This window comes from Dyadobacter sp. CY323 (assembly GCF_021390245.1).
Lineage (GTDB): Bacteria > Bacteroidota > Bacteroidia > Cytophagales > Spirosomataceae > Dyadobacter.
The window spans coordinates 226,620-244,076 of the sequence record NZ_JAJUXH010000011.1; the positions used below are offsets into that span (position 1 = coordinate 226,620).

A 17,457-nucleotide genomic window follows, 5' to 3' on the forward strand; every position below is an offset into this window, starting at 1 on the left:
TTTAAAACACTACATGCATTATCCATTCTCCTTTAAAAGGTGCATCAAAAGTATTTTTCCAATATTTCTGATAATAGTCAGCCTTGAAATTTCCGCACAGAATACTGCGCCTCAAACAACGCCTACCCAGACTAATCCGCTAACTCAACCATCTGTAGATCCATCACAGATTACCAATCAGCAGGCTGTGGATTTTTATAATCAGGCCAAATCGTCGGGAATGTCGGATCTTGACATTGAGAGGGCTGCGTTACAACGGGGCTATACGTTAGATCAAATTTCTGCTATGCGGAGACGCCTACAACAAAAGCCCGCAGAAAACAAGGTTAACGATCCGAACAGGGACAAGTTGGATGAAACCCGGAGCCAAGATGAGCTTGACGAAGAGGCTAACAATGAAAAGGACTCTACCAATGCAAGCCGATCCAGGAATCGCAATCTTAACAACACTTTCGGGGCAGCATTCTTTGCACGCTCATCAAATACGTTTGAACCAAACCTGCGCATTGCGACACCAAGAAATTACATCTTAGGTCCGGAGGATGAGATAATCGTTGACATTTACGGAAATGCGGTCGATAATTTCCGAATGAGAGTCAGCCCGGAGGGTACGGTGAAAATGCTGAACCTTGCTCCGGTATATGTTAATGGATTAACGATTGAGCAGGCTAATGAGCGCATTGTCAACAGGTTGCGACAGGCATATTCCTCCTTGAACAGGCCTGGCTCCGGTACGTATTCTTCCATTACGCTTGGTAACGTACGCAGTATCAGAGTAATGGTCACAGGAGAAGCTGCGCAACCCGGAAGCTATACTGTTTCATCGCTCGCAACTGCCTTTAATGTCTTGTCAATTTCCGGTGGTCCCAGCAGAAACGGATCGTACAGGAATATCGAGATTATAAGAAATAACAAGATTATCAAGAAAATTGACCTTTATCGGTTCCTTGTCGATGCCGACCTTCGCGATAACATCTCCATGCAGGATCAGGATATTATCTTGATCAGGCCGTTCGAGAGCCATATTGAGTTAAGCGGAGAAATAAAGAGACCTGGTATTTTTGAAGCTGTTCAGGGTGAGACAATTACAAATTTAATTCGCTATGCCGGAGGGTTTACTCCCGAAGCCTACACGAAGACATTTACATATCAGCGTAACACGGGTACCAATTACATAATAGGGAGTCTGGACTCTGCTCAGATTACTTCTTTTGTGCCTAGAAACGGAGATATCTTCACTGTTAAACGGATTCTCGAAGTTGTAAGCAACCAAATTGAAGTGAGGGGAGCAGTGACAGTACCGGGTAATTATGCACTCGAGGAAAGATGCAACACCGTATTAAAGCTGATTCAAATGGCACAAGGTTTAAGTCCGAGGGCCTTTTTAAACAGAGCTACGCTGGAACGCTCCAGTGGTGACACACAGACCGGAATTATAGCTTTTGATCTCCGAAAGCTCGTGAATGGGGAGATAGCGGATATACCACTTCTTGCCGGCGATATTCTTACAATAAAGGCATTAGACGATCTGAAGGAATTTACCTTTCTTACCATTTCCGGCTCCATTATCAACCCAGGTAACTACTTCTATTATAAAGATATAACCATTGCCGACTTGATTTTCCAGGCGGGCGGCTACACCGAAGGAGGTATACCATATAGAATCGAGGTTTCACGTCGTGTAAAAAACGATACAACCGGCCTTCCGGCTTCTCAGAACGTGCGGATTTTCACAATGGATGTTGCCGATAATCTGGTGCTTAATCCGGAAGATCAGAAATTTAAATTGTTGCCCCAGGATATAGTGATTGTCCGGAAATCTCCAAGATATGAACCGCAGCGCATTGTAACCATCGTTGGGGAAGTACTATACCCGGGTAATTATACGATCATCAATAACTTTGAACGCATTTCCGATATTTTCGCGAAAGCAGGCGGAATTAAGCCCGAGGCATATCTACCGGGAGCCCGGTTCTATAGAGATTACGAACAGGTTGCTATTGATCTCAAGGCAATTATAGAAAAGCCTTCACTCCCATCAAATTTATTACTGATCAATGGGGATACACTTGTCATTCCCAAAAAATCAGAGACCGTGAGAATACAAGGTGGAGTATATAATCCATCCGTTGTCAATTTCGACCCTGCCTTCGGTTACAATGAATATATTTCACAAGCAGGAGGTTATACGGATCAGGGATGGAAAAAAAGGGCATATGTTTCTTATCCGAACGGAAGAACTCACAGAACCAAGACATTTTTATTTTTCAAATCTTACCCGAAAGTTGAACCGGGATCTACGGTCACAATTCCGATTAAGCGTAATAACGTTCAGGAACCGATGACCCGCGGAGAGAGATTTGCATTAATATCTCTGTTTTCAACGCTAGCAATAGCGCTAATCCGAATATTTTAGAACGATGCTAGAACAGCAAAAAATACAAGAGAATCGGACCTTGGAAGTGAGTCTGGCCGACGTGGTACTCTTCTTGAAGAATTATCTAAAATTGTTGATTCTCGCCCCGATTTTCTTTGCCATTCTTGGGGTATGTTTCAGTTTTCTCATGACCAGAAAATTCACGGCACAGACGATTCTTTTGCCGGAGTATAATATGGGAAAGAGCAATTCATTTTTTAGCATGGCCATGAGTATGGATAAAAACGGTGCCGAAAAGCTTGTTCCCGAACTTTATCCAAACATTCTCAGCAGTACCCCTTTCGGGCAGCATCTGCTTACTCAGCCTGTCATGGATGAAAATGGCACAAACTATAAGACGCTGAGAGAATACTTTGCTAAATCAAGAAAGCCAAGTTTTTTGAGCAAGCTATTCTCATTTTCCAGTAGTGATGAACCGACGAAGAAGCCGGTAAGCGCAGGCCCGAAAGACATCCTAATGCTTTCTTCCCAGGAACTCAATCTTGTTCGAAGTGCCAGTGCCTTGATTCAGACTACAATCGATAGTAAAAATGGGATCATTACATTAAGCTGCGAAATGGCGGACCCAGTAGTAGCGTCCATGCTGGTAGAAGCAAGCAAGAAGTATTTGGTTAACTATGTCGAGGAATATCGGACTTCGAAGACAGAAGAACAGGTTCAATTTCTAGAGGACCGGGTAGCAGAAGTCAAGAGCCGGCAACAAAAAGCGGAGTATGCTCTGCAAAGCTACCGGGATAGGAACAGGAATTCATTTCTGAATGTGGCACGTATTGAAGAACAGAGACTGCAGTCCGATTTTACTGTTGCTCAGGGCGTATATTCTGATTTGATTTCTCGATTGGAGCAAGCAAGAATCAGAGTAAAAGAAGAAAAACCTGTGTTTAAGGTACTCGAACCAGCCAAAGTTCCCGTAGCGAAAAGTAGTCCCAAACGTATTGTGATTGGGTTTATTTGCGGTGTAGCTGGCGGCTTCTTCACATTAATGTACATTATATTTTTTAGGGAGAAGTACCATCAGAGATTGCTTTACGGCAACATTTAGAAATTATAAGGCAGAATTGTTTCATAGGACTTCTGCCAGGCAAATCACACGAAAAGTTATATCGATGAAAGTAGTCTTGCTTGCAGGTGGTCTTGGAACACGTCTCTCTGAAGAGACGGTCACAAAACCAAAACCAATGGTAGAAATTGGTGGGAAGCCAATTCTATGGCATATCATGAAAATCTACGCCTCCCATGGCTTTACAGAATTTATAATATGCCTCGGGTACAAAGGATACGTGGTGAAGGAATATTTTGCCAATTACTTTCTCCATCAATCCGACGTGACCTTCCACATGGATGATAACAAAATGGAAATCCATAATTCACAGGCGGAGCCATGGAAAGTGACCCTTGTTGATACAGGCCAGGATACTATGACTGGGGGAAGAGTTAAAAGGATCAGCCAATATCTTAATGACGACACCTTCCTCCTGACTTACGGTGATGGCGTCGCGAATGTTAATGTAAAAGGGTTGGTTGAATATCATCAAACTCATAAGAAGCTTCTTACAGTTACCGCCGTGCAGCCCTCGGGAAGATTTGGAGCCCTGGACATTTCGGGATCATCATCCGTTACTTCCTTTATGGAAAAGCCAAAAGGTGACGGTGCTTGGATAAATGGTGGCTTTTTCGTTTGTGAGCCGAAAGTTTTGGAATATATCGATGGCGACACAACAGTTTTCGAAAAAGAACCTCTCGAAAATATTGCATCGGATAGCCAAATGATGGCATACAAGCATGATGGATTCTGGAGGCCGATGGACACTCTTCGAGATAAATATGAACTTGAACATTTGTGGGAATCAGGAAAAGCTCCCTGGATAAACTGGTAAAATAAAATGGACTATCAGCACTTAACACATTACTATAAAGGCAAGAAGGTTTTTTTAACGGGACATACCGGTTTCAAGGGTTCATGGCTTTTATATTGGCTTCACATGTTGGGAGCAGAGGTAAAGGGGTACTCTTTACCACCATTGAACGAATTTGATCTCTATCACAAAATCCATGGTAATTCTCTTTGTCACTCTATAATCAGTGATATTCGCAACGGAGAGCAATTAAGCCAGGAAATTCTATCCTTTGAACCAGACTTCATTTTTCATCTCGCTGCCCAGCCGTTGGTTAAACTCTCCTACGAGATTCCGTCCGAGACTTTTGCTGTCAATACACTAGGGACTGCCAATCTTCTTGATGCAGTCAGGCATTTAAAAAAGCAATGTTCTGTAATTCTTGTGACCACGGATAAGGTATATGAGAATAAAGAATGGTATTACCCCTACCGTGAAACCGATGTCTTAGGCGGGTATGATCCTTACAGTGCGAGCAAAGCCTGCGCAGAACTGGTAATTAACTCTTTTCGAAATTCCTTTTTTAATACTTCTGAATATAGCAAGCATGGAAAAGGAATAGCCAGTGCCCGAGCAGGTAATGTAATTGGCGGCGGGGATTGGTCAAAAGACAGAATAATTCCTGATATCATTCGGGCCTTATCAAAAAACGAGCCCGTCAGTGTCCGAAATCCTCTTTCGGTTCGTCCCTGGCAGCATGTATTAGAACCTCTTGGCGGATATTTGCATTTAGGTGCAAAGTTGTCCGACAATCCAACCCGCTTTTCTGAAAGTTGGAATTTCGGCCCTAATCCCGAAGACAATCTCACTGTTGAAGAGTTGGTACATCTGGCCATTGAACTCTGGGGATCAGGATCCTATAAAAAAACTCAACTTGTTGATCAACCTCACGAAGCTGGCCTTCTGAAATTAGATATAAATAAGACCACAAATCTGCTGGGTTGGACGCCAAAATACAATGCTTCGGAAGCTGTCAACAAGACGGTGGAATGGTATAAAAATGATTTAGAGGGTAATGATAATTTTATAGGAGAACAAGTAAAAGCTTTCCAGGAGCAAAATGATTAACATACTGCCACTTGAAATTGAGGGGGTTTATCTTTTGAAAAATTTTATAGCAGTAGACGATAGAGGCTGCTTCGTGAAAACCTTCAATCAGTCTGCATTTGAAAAATATAACCTCCAAACCGATTTCAAAGAAAGTTACTATTCTACCTCAAAGAAGAATGTTATCCGAGGTATGCATTTCCAGCTTCCGCCAGATGAGCATGAAAAATTAGTGTACGTTACAAACGGAAGCATATTAGACGTCGTTTTAGACATCCGAAAACATTCGCCTACGTATGGCCAACATATCTCTGTGAATTTAAATGGAGAGTCAGACTCACTGTATATCCCCAAGGGTTGTGCTCATGGATTTATGGCTCTAACCGACAATGCAACAGTAGTTTACAATGTATCAACCATATACAAACCTGAGTCCGATTCAGGAATTTTATGGGACTCATTTGGATTTGAATGGCTGGGAATAGAGCAGCCTCTCATTTCAAACCGAGACAAAGAGTTTGCAACATTTCAGGCTTTTATAACTCCATTCTGATGAAAGTCTTAATTACAGGGGCCACTGGGAATGTTGGCGTAGGATTAGTACCGCTGCTTATTGAAAATGAGGATATCGAAAGCATTGGTTTGATGGTTCGGATGAAGAGTGCTATCCCTTCCTTTTTTTATCACCCCAAATGCAGACTTATATTCAATGATGACAACATCAAGCAGTCAGTTAAAGATTACAATGCTGAGGTGGTTTTACATTTGGCTTCATATCTAACTAGCTCTCACGATGAAAGTGTAATTGACGAACTACTGGAGTCGAACATCTCTTTCGGCACACACTTGTTAGATTCACTGAGGGATACGAATATCAGGCTATTTGTCAATGTAGGCAGCTTTTCTGAGTATCATAACCAAGGAAACACCTATGATCCGACCTATCTTTATTCGGCGACGAAGCACGCGTTCAGAAGTATACTAAAATATTATTCTGAGGTGGGGAGGTACAAAACATTTCATGTAGTTCCTTATTCGATTTATGGCGGGTTGGAACCAAAAAAGAAAATCATAGATATTTTAATCGATGCACTTTCAAGTGAACACCCGATAGAACTATCGTCCGGCAAGCAAAAGCTCGATTTTATTCATATCAATGATGTAGTTGATTTTTTAAATAAGTTGTTAATGGCCGAAGACCAATTCGATAATCAGGAAATTATACATCTCGGGACCGGAGCATCAACCTCTCTTCGTGAGTTAGCGGGCATATTAGAAAGTGTGACGGGGAAAAAACTGAATGTTACCTGGGGAGCAAAAAGGGATCGGGAAAGGGATACCGTAGTTTCTATGTCTCCCATTTCGCAATACGAAAACCTTGGCTGGAAGCCAGCAATCGGTATCGAAGATGGGTTAAGGAAGTTATTGCAACTTAAACGTGTGCTGTAAAAGTGTTAGTTTCTTATCAATTAATAAATGTCTTTCATGTCAGTCTATAAAAATTTAGATGAATCTTTAACCGCTTCGCTGCTTGGCATCGCATCCCAAAATACCAGGAGAGAAGTGATTCCCGGAGAGGATTATATACCCGTTACGGGTAAGGTTCTCGATGCCGAAGACCTTTTAATGGGTGTAGATTCGGTCCTGGATGGCTGGCTGACCACTGGTAGATTTGGCAAGAAATTTGAGTATGAATTTGCTAAATACTTCGGTTCGAAATCGTCTGTTCTGGTAAATTCGGGGTCATCAGCCAATCTCTGTGCATTTTACGCGCTGACATCACCAAAACTGGGTGACCGCCAAATAAAACCTGGCGATGAAGTGATAACCGTTGCGGCTGGTTTTCCCACCACCGTAAATCCGCTGATTCAATATGGGGCTGTCCCAGTTTTTATTGATGTTGACATTCCTACATACAATATTAAGGCCGAATTGATAGAGCAGGCAATCTCCGCCAAAACAAAAGCCATTATGATAGCCCATACTTTGGGAAATCCATTTGACCTGGACATTGTGATGGAAGTGGCTAAGAAGTATAATCTCTGGGTAATCGAAGACGATTGTGATTCACTCGGAGCGACTTTCAGAAACCGGAAGACGGGTACATTTGGGGATTTGGCCACGGTTTCGTTTTACCCTGCACATCACATTACCATGGGTGAAGGCGGAGCTATATTGATCAACAATCCCAGACTAAAAATGCTTGTTGAGAGCTTTCGTGACTGGGGGAGGGATTGCTATTGCGAAACGGGCAAGGATAACACGTGTAGAAAACGTTTCGAATGGCAGCTAGGTGATTTACCTTATGGCTATGATCACAAATATACCTATTCACACATTGGCTTCAACCTGAAAGTAACAGACATGCAGGCGGCCATTGGTTTAAGCCAGTTGAAAAAGGCTGACCAATTTGTTGCAAAAAGAAGAGAAAACCACGCACTTCTGTACAAAACTCTTGAACCATTCAAAGAACATTTCATCCTGCATGAAGCGACGCCCCACAGCGATCCAAGCTGGTTCGGCTTTATGGTAACAATCAGAAAAGGAAGTCCGATAAATCGCAGTGATTTAACGCAATACCTTGAAGAGAACAAAATAGGCACCCGCCTGTTATTTGCCGGTAACCTTCTTCGTCAACCTGCTTATAAAGGGATTGAACATCGCGTAATTGGTGATTTAACGAATACAGACACCATCATGAATGACTCTTTTTGGCTGGGGGTTTGGCCAGGATTGAATCAGATACATTATGATTATATCGGAGCCACGATTAATAAGTACATTCTAAACTTATAATATGTCTGTAACAATATTAGGTGGCGGACTGGCGGGGATAAGCACTGCTTATCATTTAAAGGGCGATTATCTGATTTATGAAAAAAATGCATATTTGGGCGGTCACATACATTCTGAACATATTGACGGCTTTATCTGGGACGAGGGACCTCATGTTTCGTTCACCAGCCAGGCGTATGTAAAGAGTCTGTTTGAGTTCAATACTGATAATGAATATCTGGAATACCCAGTCCATACTGGAAATTATTTCAGGGGATCCTGGATACCGCATCCCGCACAGACAAATCTATTTGCGGTTCCCCAGCCACTGCGAGATGCTTGCCTTTCTGATTTCCTGAATATTCAAAACAGTTTTGACGAAAAACTTCAACCCCGGAACTACGGTGATTGGCTGAACTTTTCGCTGGGAGAAACTTTTGCAAGTACATTTCCGGCTGCTTACACCCGCAAATACTGGACTACTGACGCGTCTAATCTGGCTACCAGCTGGGTTGGTGATAGGATGTTCCTTCCCAATATCGATCAGGTTAAAGCAGGTTACCTGGCGCCACTGCCGGAATCGACGCATTACATTAAGAAAGTCCGCTACCCCGAAAGAGGCGGCTATGTCTCGTTTGCGCAGAAAATGATCTCTACTGCCAATTTTCAGGCGAATTACGAGTTGGAGGCGATTGATTTTGAGCAAAAGACGATAAAATTTGTGAATGGAAATTCGGTTAGCTATGAGATTTTAGTAAGCTCTCTGCCCTTACCGACGCTCATTCAAAAAAGTAATGCACCGGCTGAAATAAAAGCGGCATCAGAACAACTGAATTGCTCTTCCGTGCTTTTGGTTAACGTTGTTGCAAATCATGTTACACAGCGAGCCGAAAACTGGATTTATGTTTATGATGAAGATAAATACAGTACCAGGATCAATTGTACGGAACTTCTATCGCCAAACAATGGCCCGGAGGGAAAAACCGGCGTTCAGGTAGAAGTGTACTTTTCGAAATATCTTCCGCTGACTGAGGACATTTCAGTCATCGTCTCGGCCGTTTGCGCGGAACTTGTTGAAATGGGTTTAATTAAATCTCTCAGTAACATCGAATCGACGCATACCAAATGGGTTGAATGGGCCAATGTTATTTTTGATCATCAAAGAGAGGAAGCCCAAAACAAGATCTTTAACTGGCTGGAACAGTACGGATTGGTGAGAGAAGAAGACGATCTGGCGCCGATGACCAATTGGGAAACGAAGTTTAAAAACAAAGTCAATTTAGGATCTCTAATCCTGACAGGACGATTTGGGCAGTGGAAATACTACTGGACAGATGATTGTGTTCTGAGAGGAAAGTGGATACATGAAAATTTATCTCATACTTTTTCTGACTGACAAATGGGAAAACCGAACACACTAGGAATTGCTATACCAACTTATAACAGAGAGGATTACCTACGAACGCTATTGAATACTATACCAGCAGACATAGAGGTTTCGATCAGTGATAATGGACTTTTTACTTCAAATGAGTTTAAACATGAGTTTGGTGACCGTAAATTTCATGGTACCAAAAATGTAATCCCCATATTTGAGAACTGGAGGAAAGCAATAGATGATCTTGATACAGAGTGGGTTTGCCTTGCGTCCGATGACGATGTATTTTACGAGAACGCATTTCCATCGTTTTTTAGCAATATCGAGAAGTTTCCTGACGCTGAAATAATTGTTTTTGGTCATAACTATATCGATGAAAATGGCGTTGTAGCCGGGGAATGGAAGGTACCTTCGCTGACAGAAAAAAGGGCTCCGGATGGTTATCAGGTGTTTAAATATGGTGTCGATGCCCGGCTGATCAGTGTTTTCTTCAAAAAAAGCCTGTATAAAAAGGTTGGCGGGCTCGATAACCGGTTTCAGGTGACTGCGGCTGACAGTGATTTTATACAGCAGGCGCTCATTCATGGCCGGTCGTTATTTGTTCCTGAAATTGTAGCTGGATATAGAGTTTGGAAGAAGAGTTTTACCAACAATTTCAGTGCAACCAAAGAATGGATGGATGAAGTGATTCTGTGGCAATCAAAAATCCGGAACGAGTTGGAACGACTGGGTTTTTCCGCTAATGAGATCAATACCAATACGAGCGAGGTAATCGCTCTGAACCTGCTTTCGGGTCTAAACACAATTCAAAAACAGGGAAAAGGGATCGGAAATTCGCTTTCATTTCTGAAACAGTACAGATTTCCTGTACAGGCGACTTTGAAGACCCAGTTAAAAATAATCCAATGTCTGTTAAAAACCGTATTGAAAAGTTAGGAAGAGCTGGGAAATCCCTATCCATTTCGTTCATTAGCCAAATCGTCACTTCCGTAATCAGTCTTGTGATGGTTCCGCTGTTGATACAATATTTAAATAAGGATATGTATGGACTTTGGGTCACGCTAATATCTCTGGTGAGCTGGATACTTGCTTCGGACTTTGGTATTGGTTATGGCTTTCGGAATCGGGTTACGGAATTTCTGGCGGATCAGGATAAAGAAAAATTGAATGGATACTTCAAGAATACTTTCCAATATTATCTCATTATTACTGTAGCGATTACAATTTTCTTTGTCTACACCTTGTTCAACAACCCCATACTCAGTAACTACAAAACGTTGTCCCTGATTATTTATATCCCCTACATTATCTATTTTCCTTTCAGTGTTAGTAATCAGGTGTTGCAGGGGTTGCGGTTCGTTCATTATACTGCGATCATCAATTTATTAAGAGCAGTACTATGGGCTGCGTTCGTTTTCGTTATCATAAACATGGATGATGAAGGGAACTTGAGACACATTGCAATTGGGTATAGTGTTGTGAATTCCATCGTTAATGGAGTGTGCGTATATATCGCCTTTACAAAATCGACGATCGAAGTGCCGTCAATCAAGGAGTTATGGACAAAACCGGTTATTGACAGCACGCTTGTCACCGGTGCAAAATTCTTCGTTCTTCAGATCAGTACATTATTACTCTTCTCTATGGGTAACTACTATGTTTACTCTAACTTAACTCCTACGGATACAGCTCATTACGACACTATCAACAAAATGTATAACTTATACATGACGTTTTTCAATATGATTATTTCCGTTTTTTGGTCCGAAATTGTTTTTCAGAAAACGACCGGAAATTTTGTTAAACTGAGACAGACCTACAAAAGATTATTGCTGATATCCCTGTTTGTTTCAAGCGGCGCATTCGCTATCATGTTTGTTGCACCTTTCTTTATCTCAATCTGGACGAATAATCGCATCACCATCAACATGCAGGATTGTTTGCCATTCTCATTTATGGTATCCATTCAATCCATTGCTTATGCGGGCGCCGTGTTTATGAATGCTTTTGAGCGGGTAATGCCTCAGGTTATTCTGGCAATACTCAATATCATGCTGATTTATCCATTAATAAAACTCGGTTTTAATCATAATACCGGACTTGGTACTGTTCCTTTGGTGTCCGGAATCTTATCCATACCTGCATTGATAATTTGTCATCGCATGGCATTACACTTAACCAGACCCAACAGAGTAGAAGCATGAAATTCCTTTTGAAACTGATCCGGAAAATCCAATATAAGTACACCTTTGGGCGGCTACCCGACTATCTGTATACTATTGGTACTGGAACTTTCATGCAGCCACAAGGGATCAAACTTTTTTTCAGGACTAGTAAAGAACAAAGGTGTTATGTCACAGTAGGTGAAAACTGTATTATAAATGCTGACTTTATCTTCGAATCCGAGCGCGGTGAGGTACAGATCGGCAACAATGTCCAAATTGGCTCTGCGAATTTTATATGCCGGAACGGGATAACCATCGGGAACGATGTGACAATGGCGTGGGGGATTACCATTTATGATCACGATTCGCATTCTGTTAATTGGGAAGAGAGGCAGAACGATAATACACAATGCTACAAGGATTTTATTGAGCACACTGGCAACATGATTGTGAACAAAGATTGGAGCAAGGTCAAGTCCAGGCCTATTAGCATTCAGGACAAAGTATGGATTGGATTTGACGCGACGATCCTGAAAGGCGTTACAATCGGAGAAGGAGCCGTAGTGGGGGCTAAAAGTGTGGTTACCAAGGATGTACCACCTTGGTCGGTAGTTGCCGGAAATCCAGCAAAAGTAGTGAAGTACACAAGAGATAATATATGAAAATACTGGTTATAGGTTCAAAAGGCTTTATCGGAAGCCACTTAGTAACATTTCTGAAAGCGCAACAAGAAACGGTCGTGTATGAATGTGATGTTGTAGTGGATTATGAAAAAGAAAACTACTTTTTAATTGACTCGACAAATGCAGACTATCACAGCATTTTTCAAAATAATGTGTTTGATGCGTGCATTAACTGTTCCGGAGCAGCTAGTGTACCAGATTCGCTCAAAAATCCGTTCAGGGATTTCACACTGAATACTTATAATGTCGTTAAACTTTTAGATGCTATTCGGTTAAGTCAGCCGGACTGTAAGTTCATCAACTTGTCAAGTGCCGCTGTGTATGGAAATCCATCTACATTGCCTATCCGGGAAATCCTTCCGTGCAAGCCAATTTCACCTTACGGGATTCATAAAGCACAAGCCGAAGAAATTTGTTTGTCTTTTTCAACCTACTATAATGTTCCTACCTGTTCGTTGAGGATATTCTCCGCCTTTGGCAACGGACTAAAAAAGCAGCTTTTCTGGGATCTCTTTCAAAAAGCGAAGAAAGCAGACAAAATCGAGCTTTTCGGAACTGGTCTTGAAACCAGGGATTTCATTCATGTTGATGATGTTTGCAAGGCTATATATTGTTGCCTCGAAAAGACTCCATTTAAAGGAGAGACTATTAATGTAGCAAATGGCGAAGAGGTTACCATCAATCATGCGGTCACTACCTTTTATTCTTTCTTTGACGTTGAAAAACATGTTACCTTCAATGGACAGGTAAAAAAAGGGGATCCCCTAAACTGGCAGGCAGATGTGTCGCTGATAAATGCTATGGGTTATAAGCAATCTGTCAAACTAGAGGAAGGACTATCAAAATATTATTTATGGATCAGCCGGTTGTAAGAAAACAGATAGGCCTGCTCTTCTTTTCCACGTATAAAGTTTGGGCAGGCGGTATTATTTACATGTTAAATTTAATTCGTGCCCTGGATCTTCTGGATGATCGTGAGAAACCCGAACTGATCATATTTCATGGATTTGACGCTCCGGTAGAAGACATTAAAGCACTTGAGTATCCATATATCAGCTATTGCCAGATCAGCAGTTCCAATCTATTTGTTAAAGCATATCTGAAGTTAAAGCGGATTTTGACGGGAAAGTCAGCATTTTATTCTCGTCTTCCTGAGACAGTATATCCGTATAACCAGTACATATTTCTTGGAAAAAAACAGATTCACTGGATTCCAGACTTTCAGGAGTGGTATTTACCTCATATGTTTCAGGAGGAGGAAATCGTAAAACGCAAAGAATACCAGGCCACGATCGCTGGTAGTGGTGGCAAAGTGGTTTTCAGCAGCAACGACGCGATGAACGATTTTCAGAAATTCTTTCCCAACCACAATTGTACGCTCCGATTGCTGCATTTTGCAAGCTTACTTCCCGAATTCAAGCATTTGCAGATCTCCGAAATTCGGAAAAAGTTTGATATCCAAGGTGTCTATTTTATGTCCCCAAATCAATTTTGGGCACATAAGAACCATATGATCATCCTGGAAGCGATCAATTTGCTAAAAATTGATAATCTCGATTTCACCATCGTCTTCACCGGAAGTCAGAATGATTACAGGAATAAGGATTACTTCGAAAAACTGGACAATTACATTCAGGAAAACGAACTTCAGCGCTGGGTAAAGTTTTTAGGATTTATTGACAGAGGTGAGCAGTTGTCCCTCATGCACAACTCCCGCGCGATCATTCAGCCCTCCCTGTTTGAGGGATGGAGCACTGTGGTAGAAGACACCAAAGCAATGAACCAATTTATCATACTTAGTGACATACCAGTTCACCGGGAACAGCTAAGCGAGAACTGCAGCTTTTTCGACCCTTCTTCTGCTACCGAGCTGGCTGCGATCATCAAAAGAAACGTGGAAGCAGAGCCTCTAAAAGTTGTGACGGATTATTCGAAAAACATTCGACACTTTTCAGAGAATATATTGAATGCGCTTCTAAATTAATGTATTGATTATATGGATCTCAATCCCAAAATATCAATAATCACAGTCGTCCGGAATGGCGAGCAATATATAGAGCATACGATAAGTAGCATTATTTCGCAAACCTATGCCAACATTGAATACATTATCATCGACGGAAAATCGACCGACAACACCACTGACATAATCAAGAAGTTTTCGGGTCATTTAGCCTATTGGGTTTCCGAACCGGACAAGGGGATTTATGATGCAATGAATAAAGGGGTGGCAGCGGCTACCGGCGACTGGATCATTTTTATAAATGCCGATGATTTTCTGATCAGCGAAACAGCGATTTCCGAGGCAGTACCCTATTTGGCCAAAACAAACGCATTGATCGTTTACGGGCAGGTTCGTGTTGTCTATCCCATCGGTGATGAAATGATTGTCGGATCAGAATGGGAGAAGTCCAAATTCCGTTTTAGAAATGTCGCGATGTGTTTTCCGCATCAGGCTACATTTCACTCAAAGACGTTGTTCGAAGACGAGAGCTTTGATATTTCATTTAAAATAGCCGGAGATTATGACTTTTTATTGAGACATTTAAGAGATCATGACGCCGAGTTTGTTCCCGTTTTGATTGCTAAAATGCGGGCGGGCGGGATCAGTCATAGTGCAAGTAAAATCGCTTTGCTTAAAGATACCCGGAAGGCACAAATAAAGAATAAAATCTATAAGTCGATTCCCCCGCTGGCCTGGCACATATCCGCCATCAAGCTGATTCTGACTAATACTCTAATCCGAGTGGTCGGAATCAACGGAAAAGATCGGCTCAAGAAGCTTGTCGGGAAAAACTAGAACTTTATCACTCCAATAACAAATCTCAGAAAGCGGATTTTTCAGGCATGGCAATTTATTTAGTTCTATATCTCAACTTTTTTCTGCTGGCTAACTTCGAGCTTTTTTTAGCGGGCAGAAAGAGAATAGTTACTCTTTTTCTTATGGCTACCATAGGATTTATAGTAATCTTGATAGCAGGTTTGCGTTGGAATACCGGAACCGACTGGGGTAATTACCTGTATTATTTCACACAGATTGATAACCGGCCATTTGGAAACTCCGGAATGGAGATTGGCTATGAAGTTCTCGTCAGATCCTTCAAGACCCTGGTAAGTTCTGACCCCACCCCATTTCTGTTCTTTTGTGCCATATTTATCGTTTCTACCACTTACTTCACACTATTTAAATATAGCCCTTTTCCTTTATTCTCTCTTTTTCTGTTGATCTCGTATAGCTTGGTTGGCAGTGGATTCGGAGTCCGGCAAGATCTGGCGATTGCGCTAAGTTTCCTATCAATTATGTTCATTAAGGAAAGGGAGTTCTACAAGTTTGCCATTATTATGGTTCTTGCGGCATTGATTCACAACTCATCTCTTATCTTCTTCCCCGCCTATTTCCTGTACAATTTTAAATGGACCGTCCTCAATACCATATTGATCGTTGTCGTGGTAATTGTGTGTGTGTTGATGTCTGAGACGATCATGCAGACATTCGGCTCGATGGTTTCAGAGAATAAGGCGGAAACCTATCTGGAAATGGGTATGGAAACTACAAAAAACCCATATACTACCCTGGCAAAGGGCTTATCGGGAAGATTCCTTTTTCTTCTGATTGTGATAGGTTTTGTAAAATACGGTACCGAAAAGGATGATTTTTACAATGGGGTCTTCAACATATACGTGTTCGGCATTATCATTTACACCATTTTCTCCCCAATTAATTTAATATTCAGCAGGCTCGCCCGGCCTTATGATATCTTTCAGATTATTCTGCTTCCTATGGCGTATTACCAAGCCAAAAGATCGTACAAAGTCGTCATCATTCTGATTTTGTTTGCCTTTTCGTTTCTGAAGTTTTCGACATTCGTGAGAGATGATGAGGAAGTTTACATTCCTTACAAGACTATTCTGAGTCAATAACCATTAATCACATGATTTACATTGTTGACGTTGCGTCAGCTGAGTCCCAACATGAGCAATTCAACATTTCGTTTGTAGAATTGCTGAAGTTGAAATACATCAATGACTCCCTCACATTTTTTTGTGATCCATCTCACCGGTCCGCTCTTCAAAACCGTCTTAGCAACATTCAGTTCAGTGATGCCACGATATATAAAAAACGTGGTGGGATAAACGAATTTATCCGTGCATACCTCCAATTCAGGCACTTATCAAAGATTGTACAGCAGGCAAAAAAGCAAAATGTGACCCAGATGTATATTTTACTTTTACATCCTTTTGCTCACTTTCTTTTCAAACAATTCCATACTGACCAGTTAAACGTCCGGATCGTCATCCACGGAGAACTTGAGTCTGTTAAGTTCAACAAGCACTTTCTCAACAAGATATGGGGTTTCTTCCAAACGCGTGCGCTGACTATCGTTAAGCCGAATGTTCAATACATCCTGCTTGGTAACAGCATTTACAACAACCTCATGGAGGTTATGCCCAGCTTCTCCCAGCAGTCCTGCATTATTATGGATCACCCCTACCCGTTTGAACCAAGAAAAACAGTTTTGCCGGAGAATAACCCAATCGTGTTTTCCTCGCTCGGAGTCGCTACCTTATCCAAGAATACGCAATACCTCTTTAAAATAGCTTCAGAAGCGTCCGAATTGGGATATGGTGAGGTTTGTAAATTCAATATCTGTGGCCGAGTTTTAAAAAATATGGAGGATCACCTCAACGGTCATGTGACTTATAAGGAAGATTTTAAGATACTAACACGGGAAGAGTCCAATGAACTCATCAATGAGTCAAGCTTCGCAGTCTTTTACTATGAGAATGCACATTATTCACTTTGTCCCAGCGGCGCATTCTGGGATGCAGTAAATGCGGAAATTCCATTGCTTTATGTCCGCAATGACTATTTCGACTATTACGCAGAAATTGCAGGAGGAATTGGAGTTCCTTTTGAAGATCCTGAATCGTTGAACCGATACATCCTGTCGGTAATCAAGTCAAGAGCTTTGGGAGAAGATTATTATAAATATGTTGACAATATCAGAAAACTGAAGTACGAACTAATGAGTTCTGAAAAGTTACTTCACCAACTATCTACGTAACCCAGATTTTA

General features: G+C 41.6%; 15 protein-coding genes and 1 pseudogene. All 16 read left to right on the top strand.

Annotated features, from left to right (window positions below; genetic code table 11):
- The first annotated feature begins 286 nt into the window (after window positions 1–286).
- The 16 genes and pseudogenes from LZG72_RS17675 to LZG72_RS17750 all read left to right on the top strand — a co-directional run bounded on the left by LZG72_RS17675 (window position 287) and on the right by LZG72_RS17750 (window position 17,446).
- Window positions 287–2,416 carry an SLBB domain-containing protein gene (locus LZG72_RS17675; protein ID WP_233875500.1) on the top strand — a complete coding sequence of 710 codons (2,130 nt, stop codon included), beginning with the start codon at window positions 287–289 and terminating at the stop codon, window positions 2,414–2,416.
- A gap of 4 nt (window positions 2,417–2,420) precedes the next feature.
- Window positions 2,421–3,479 (top strand): Wzz/FepE/Etk N-terminal domain-containing protein, encoded by a 1,059-nt coding sequence (locus LZG72_RS17680; protein ID WP_233875502.1) that lies wholly within the window; start codon window positions 2,421–2,423, stop codon window positions 3,477–3,479.
- A 64-nt stretch (window positions 3,480–3,543) separates the two neighbouring features.
- Complete coding sequence (gene rfbF, locus LZG72_RS17685) at window positions 3,544–4,314, top strand: glucose-1-phosphate cytidylyltransferase (protein WP_233875505.1); 771 nt, start codon at window positions 3,544–3,546, stop codon at window positions 4,312–4,314.
- 6 nt (window positions 4,315–4,320) lie between these two features.
- Window positions 4,321–5,400, top strand: a complete 1,080-nt coding sequence (rfbG, locus tag LZG72_RS17690) for a CDP-glucose 4,6-dehydratase (RefSeq protein WP_233875507.1) — start codon at window positions 4,321–4,323, stop codon at window positions 5,398–5,400.
- A complete protein-coding gene (gene rfbC / locus LZG72_RS17695; protein ID WP_233875509.1) occupies window positions 5,393–5,932 on the top strand; it encodes a dTDP-4-dehydrorhamnose 3,5-epimerase in 540 nt (179 codons plus the stop codon). Before rfbG ends, rfbC begins: the two co-directional genes overlap by 8 nt.
- Window positions 5,932–6,828, top strand: coding sequence for an NAD(P)-dependent oxidoreductase (locus LZG72_RS17700; protein WP_233875511.1), 897 nt, complete (start codon window positions 5,932–5,934; stop codon window positions 6,826–6,828). Before rfbC ends, LZG72_RS17700 begins: the two co-directional genes overlap by 1 nt.
- Window positions 6,829–6,864: 36 nt before the next feature.
- Entirely contained in the window at window positions 6,865–8,175 is a 1,311-nt protein-coding gene (gene rfbH, locus LZG72_RS17705) for a lipopolysaccharide biosynthesis protein RfbH (protein WP_233875513.1), read from the top strand.
- Between the two features lies 1 nt (window position 8,176).
- Window positions 8,177–9,550, top strand: a complete 1,374-nt coding sequence (locus LZG72_RS17710) for an NAD(P)/FAD-dependent oxidoreductase (RefSeq protein ID WP_233875515.1) — start codon at window positions 8,177–8,179, stop codon at window positions 9,548–9,550.
- A 3-nt stretch (window positions 9,551–9,553) separates the two neighbouring features.
- Window positions 9,554–10,468, top strand: coding sequence for a glycosyltransferase (locus LZG72_RS17715; protein ID WP_409017716.1), 915 nt, complete (start codon window positions 9,554–9,556; stop codon window positions 10,466–10,468).
- Window positions 10,438–11,736 carry a lipopolysaccharide biosynthesis protein gene (locus tag LZG72_RS17720; RefSeq protein ID WP_233875520.1) on the top strand — a complete coding sequence of 433 codons (1,299 nt, stop codon included), beginning with the start codon at window positions 10,438–10,440 and terminating at the stop codon, window positions 11,734–11,736. Before LZG72_RS17715 ends, LZG72_RS17720 begins: the two co-directional genes overlap by 31 nt.
- Window positions 11,737–12,188: 452 nt before the next feature.
- Window positions 12,189–12,338 (top strand): annotated as a pseudogene (locus LZG72_RS29475) (acyltransferase); the annotation flags it as partial.
- Window positions 12,339–12,355: 17 nt separating this feature from the next.
- Window positions 12,356–13,252, top strand: coding sequence for an NAD(P)-dependent oxidoreductase (locus LZG72_RS17730; protein ID WP_233875523.1), 897 nt, complete (start codon window positions 12,356–12,358; stop codon window positions 13,250–13,252).
- Window positions 13,234–14,364 carry a glycosyltransferase gene (locus tag LZG72_RS17735; RefSeq protein WP_233875526.1) on the top strand — a complete coding sequence of 377 codons (1,131 nt, stop codon included), beginning with the start codon at window positions 13,234–13,236 and terminating at the stop codon, window positions 14,362–14,364. The genes LZG72_RS17730 and LZG72_RS17735 overlap by 19 nt, the downstream gene beginning before the upstream one ends.
- 12 nt (window positions 14,365–14,376) lie before the next feature.
- Entirely contained in the window at window positions 14,377–15,180 is an 804-nt protein-coding gene (locus LZG72_RS17740; RefSeq protein WP_233875528.1) for a glycosyltransferase family 2 protein, read from the top strand.
- Between the two features lie 143 nt (window positions 15,181–15,323).
- On the top strand, window positions 15,324–16,301 hold the full coding sequence (locus LZG72_RS17745) for an EpsG family protein (protein ID WP_233875530.1): 978 nt from the start codon (window positions 15,324–15,326) through the stop codon (window positions 16,299–16,301).
- Between the two features lie 11 nt (window positions 16,302–16,312).
- Window positions 16,313–17,446 carry a hypothetical protein gene (locus LZG72_RS17750; RefSeq protein ID WP_233875532.1) on the top strand — a complete coding sequence of 378 codons (1,134 nt, stop codon included), beginning with the start codon at window positions 16,313–16,315 and terminating at the stop codon, window positions 17,444–17,446.
- Window positions 17,447–17,457: the final 11 nt, after the last annotated feature.

Excerpts from the sequence above, each read along its gene's own strand:
- rfbF (WP_233875505.1), top strand. The coding sequence starts at position 3,544 with ATGAAAGTAGTCTTGCTTGCAGGTGGTCTTGGAACACGTCTCTCTGAA.
- LZG72_RS17700 (WP_233875511.1), top strand. The coding sequence starts at position 5,932 with ATGAAAGTCTTAATTACAGGGGCCACTGGGAATGTTGGCGTAGGATTA.
- LZG72_RS17675 (WP_233875500.1), top strand. The coding sequence starts at position 287 with ATGCGGAGACGCCTACAACAAAAGCCCGCAGAAAACAAGGTTAACGAT.
- LZG72_RS17720 (WP_233875520.1), top strand. The coding sequence starts at position 10,438 with ATGTCTGTTAAAAACCGTATTGAAAAGTTAGGAAGAGCTGGGAAATCC.
- rfbC (WP_233875509.1), top strand. The coding sequence starts at position 5,393 with ATGATTAACATACTGCCACTTGAAATTGAGGGGGTTTATCTTTTGAAA.
- rfbH (WP_233875513.1), top strand. The coding sequence starts at position 6,865 with ATGTCAGTCTATAAAAATTTAGATGAATCTTTAACCGCTTCGCTGCTT.
- LZG72_RS17745 (WP_233875530.1), top strand. The coding sequence starts at position 15,324 with ATGGCTACCATAGGATTTATAGTAATCTTGATAGCAGGTTTGCGTTGG.
- LZG72_RS17710 (WP_233875515.1), top strand. The coding sequence starts at position 8,177 with ATGTCTGTAACAATATTAGGTGGCGGACTGGCGGGGATAAGCACTGCT.
- LZG72_RS17750 (WP_233875532.1), top strand. The coding sequence starts at position 16,313 with ATGATTTACATTGTTGACGTTGCGTCAGCTGAGTCCCAACATGAGCAA.
- LZG72_RS17740 (WP_233875528.1), top strand. The coding sequence starts at position 14,377 with ATGGATCTCAATCCCAAAATATCAATAATCACAGTCGTCCGGAATGGC.
- LZG72_RS17680 (WP_233875502.1), top strand. The coding sequence starts at position 2,421 with ATGCTAGAACAGCAAAAAATACAAGAGAATCGGACCTTGGAAGTGAGT.
- LZG72_RS17715 (WP_409017716.1), top strand. The coding sequence starts at position 9,554 with ATGGGAAAACCGAACACACTAGGAATTGCTATACCAACTTATAACAGA.
- rfbG (WP_233875507.1), top strand. The coding sequence starts at position 4,321 with ATGGACTATCAGCACTTAACACATTACTATAAAGGCAAGAAGGTTTTT.
- LZG72_RS17735 (WP_233875526.1), top strand. The coding sequence starts at position 13,234 with ATGGATCAGCCGGTTGTAAGAAAACAGATAGGCCTGCTCTTCTTTTCC.
- LZG72_RS17730 (WP_233875523.1), top strand. The coding sequence starts at position 12,356 with ATGAAAATACTGGTTATAGGTTCAAAAGGCTTTATCGGAAGCCACTTA.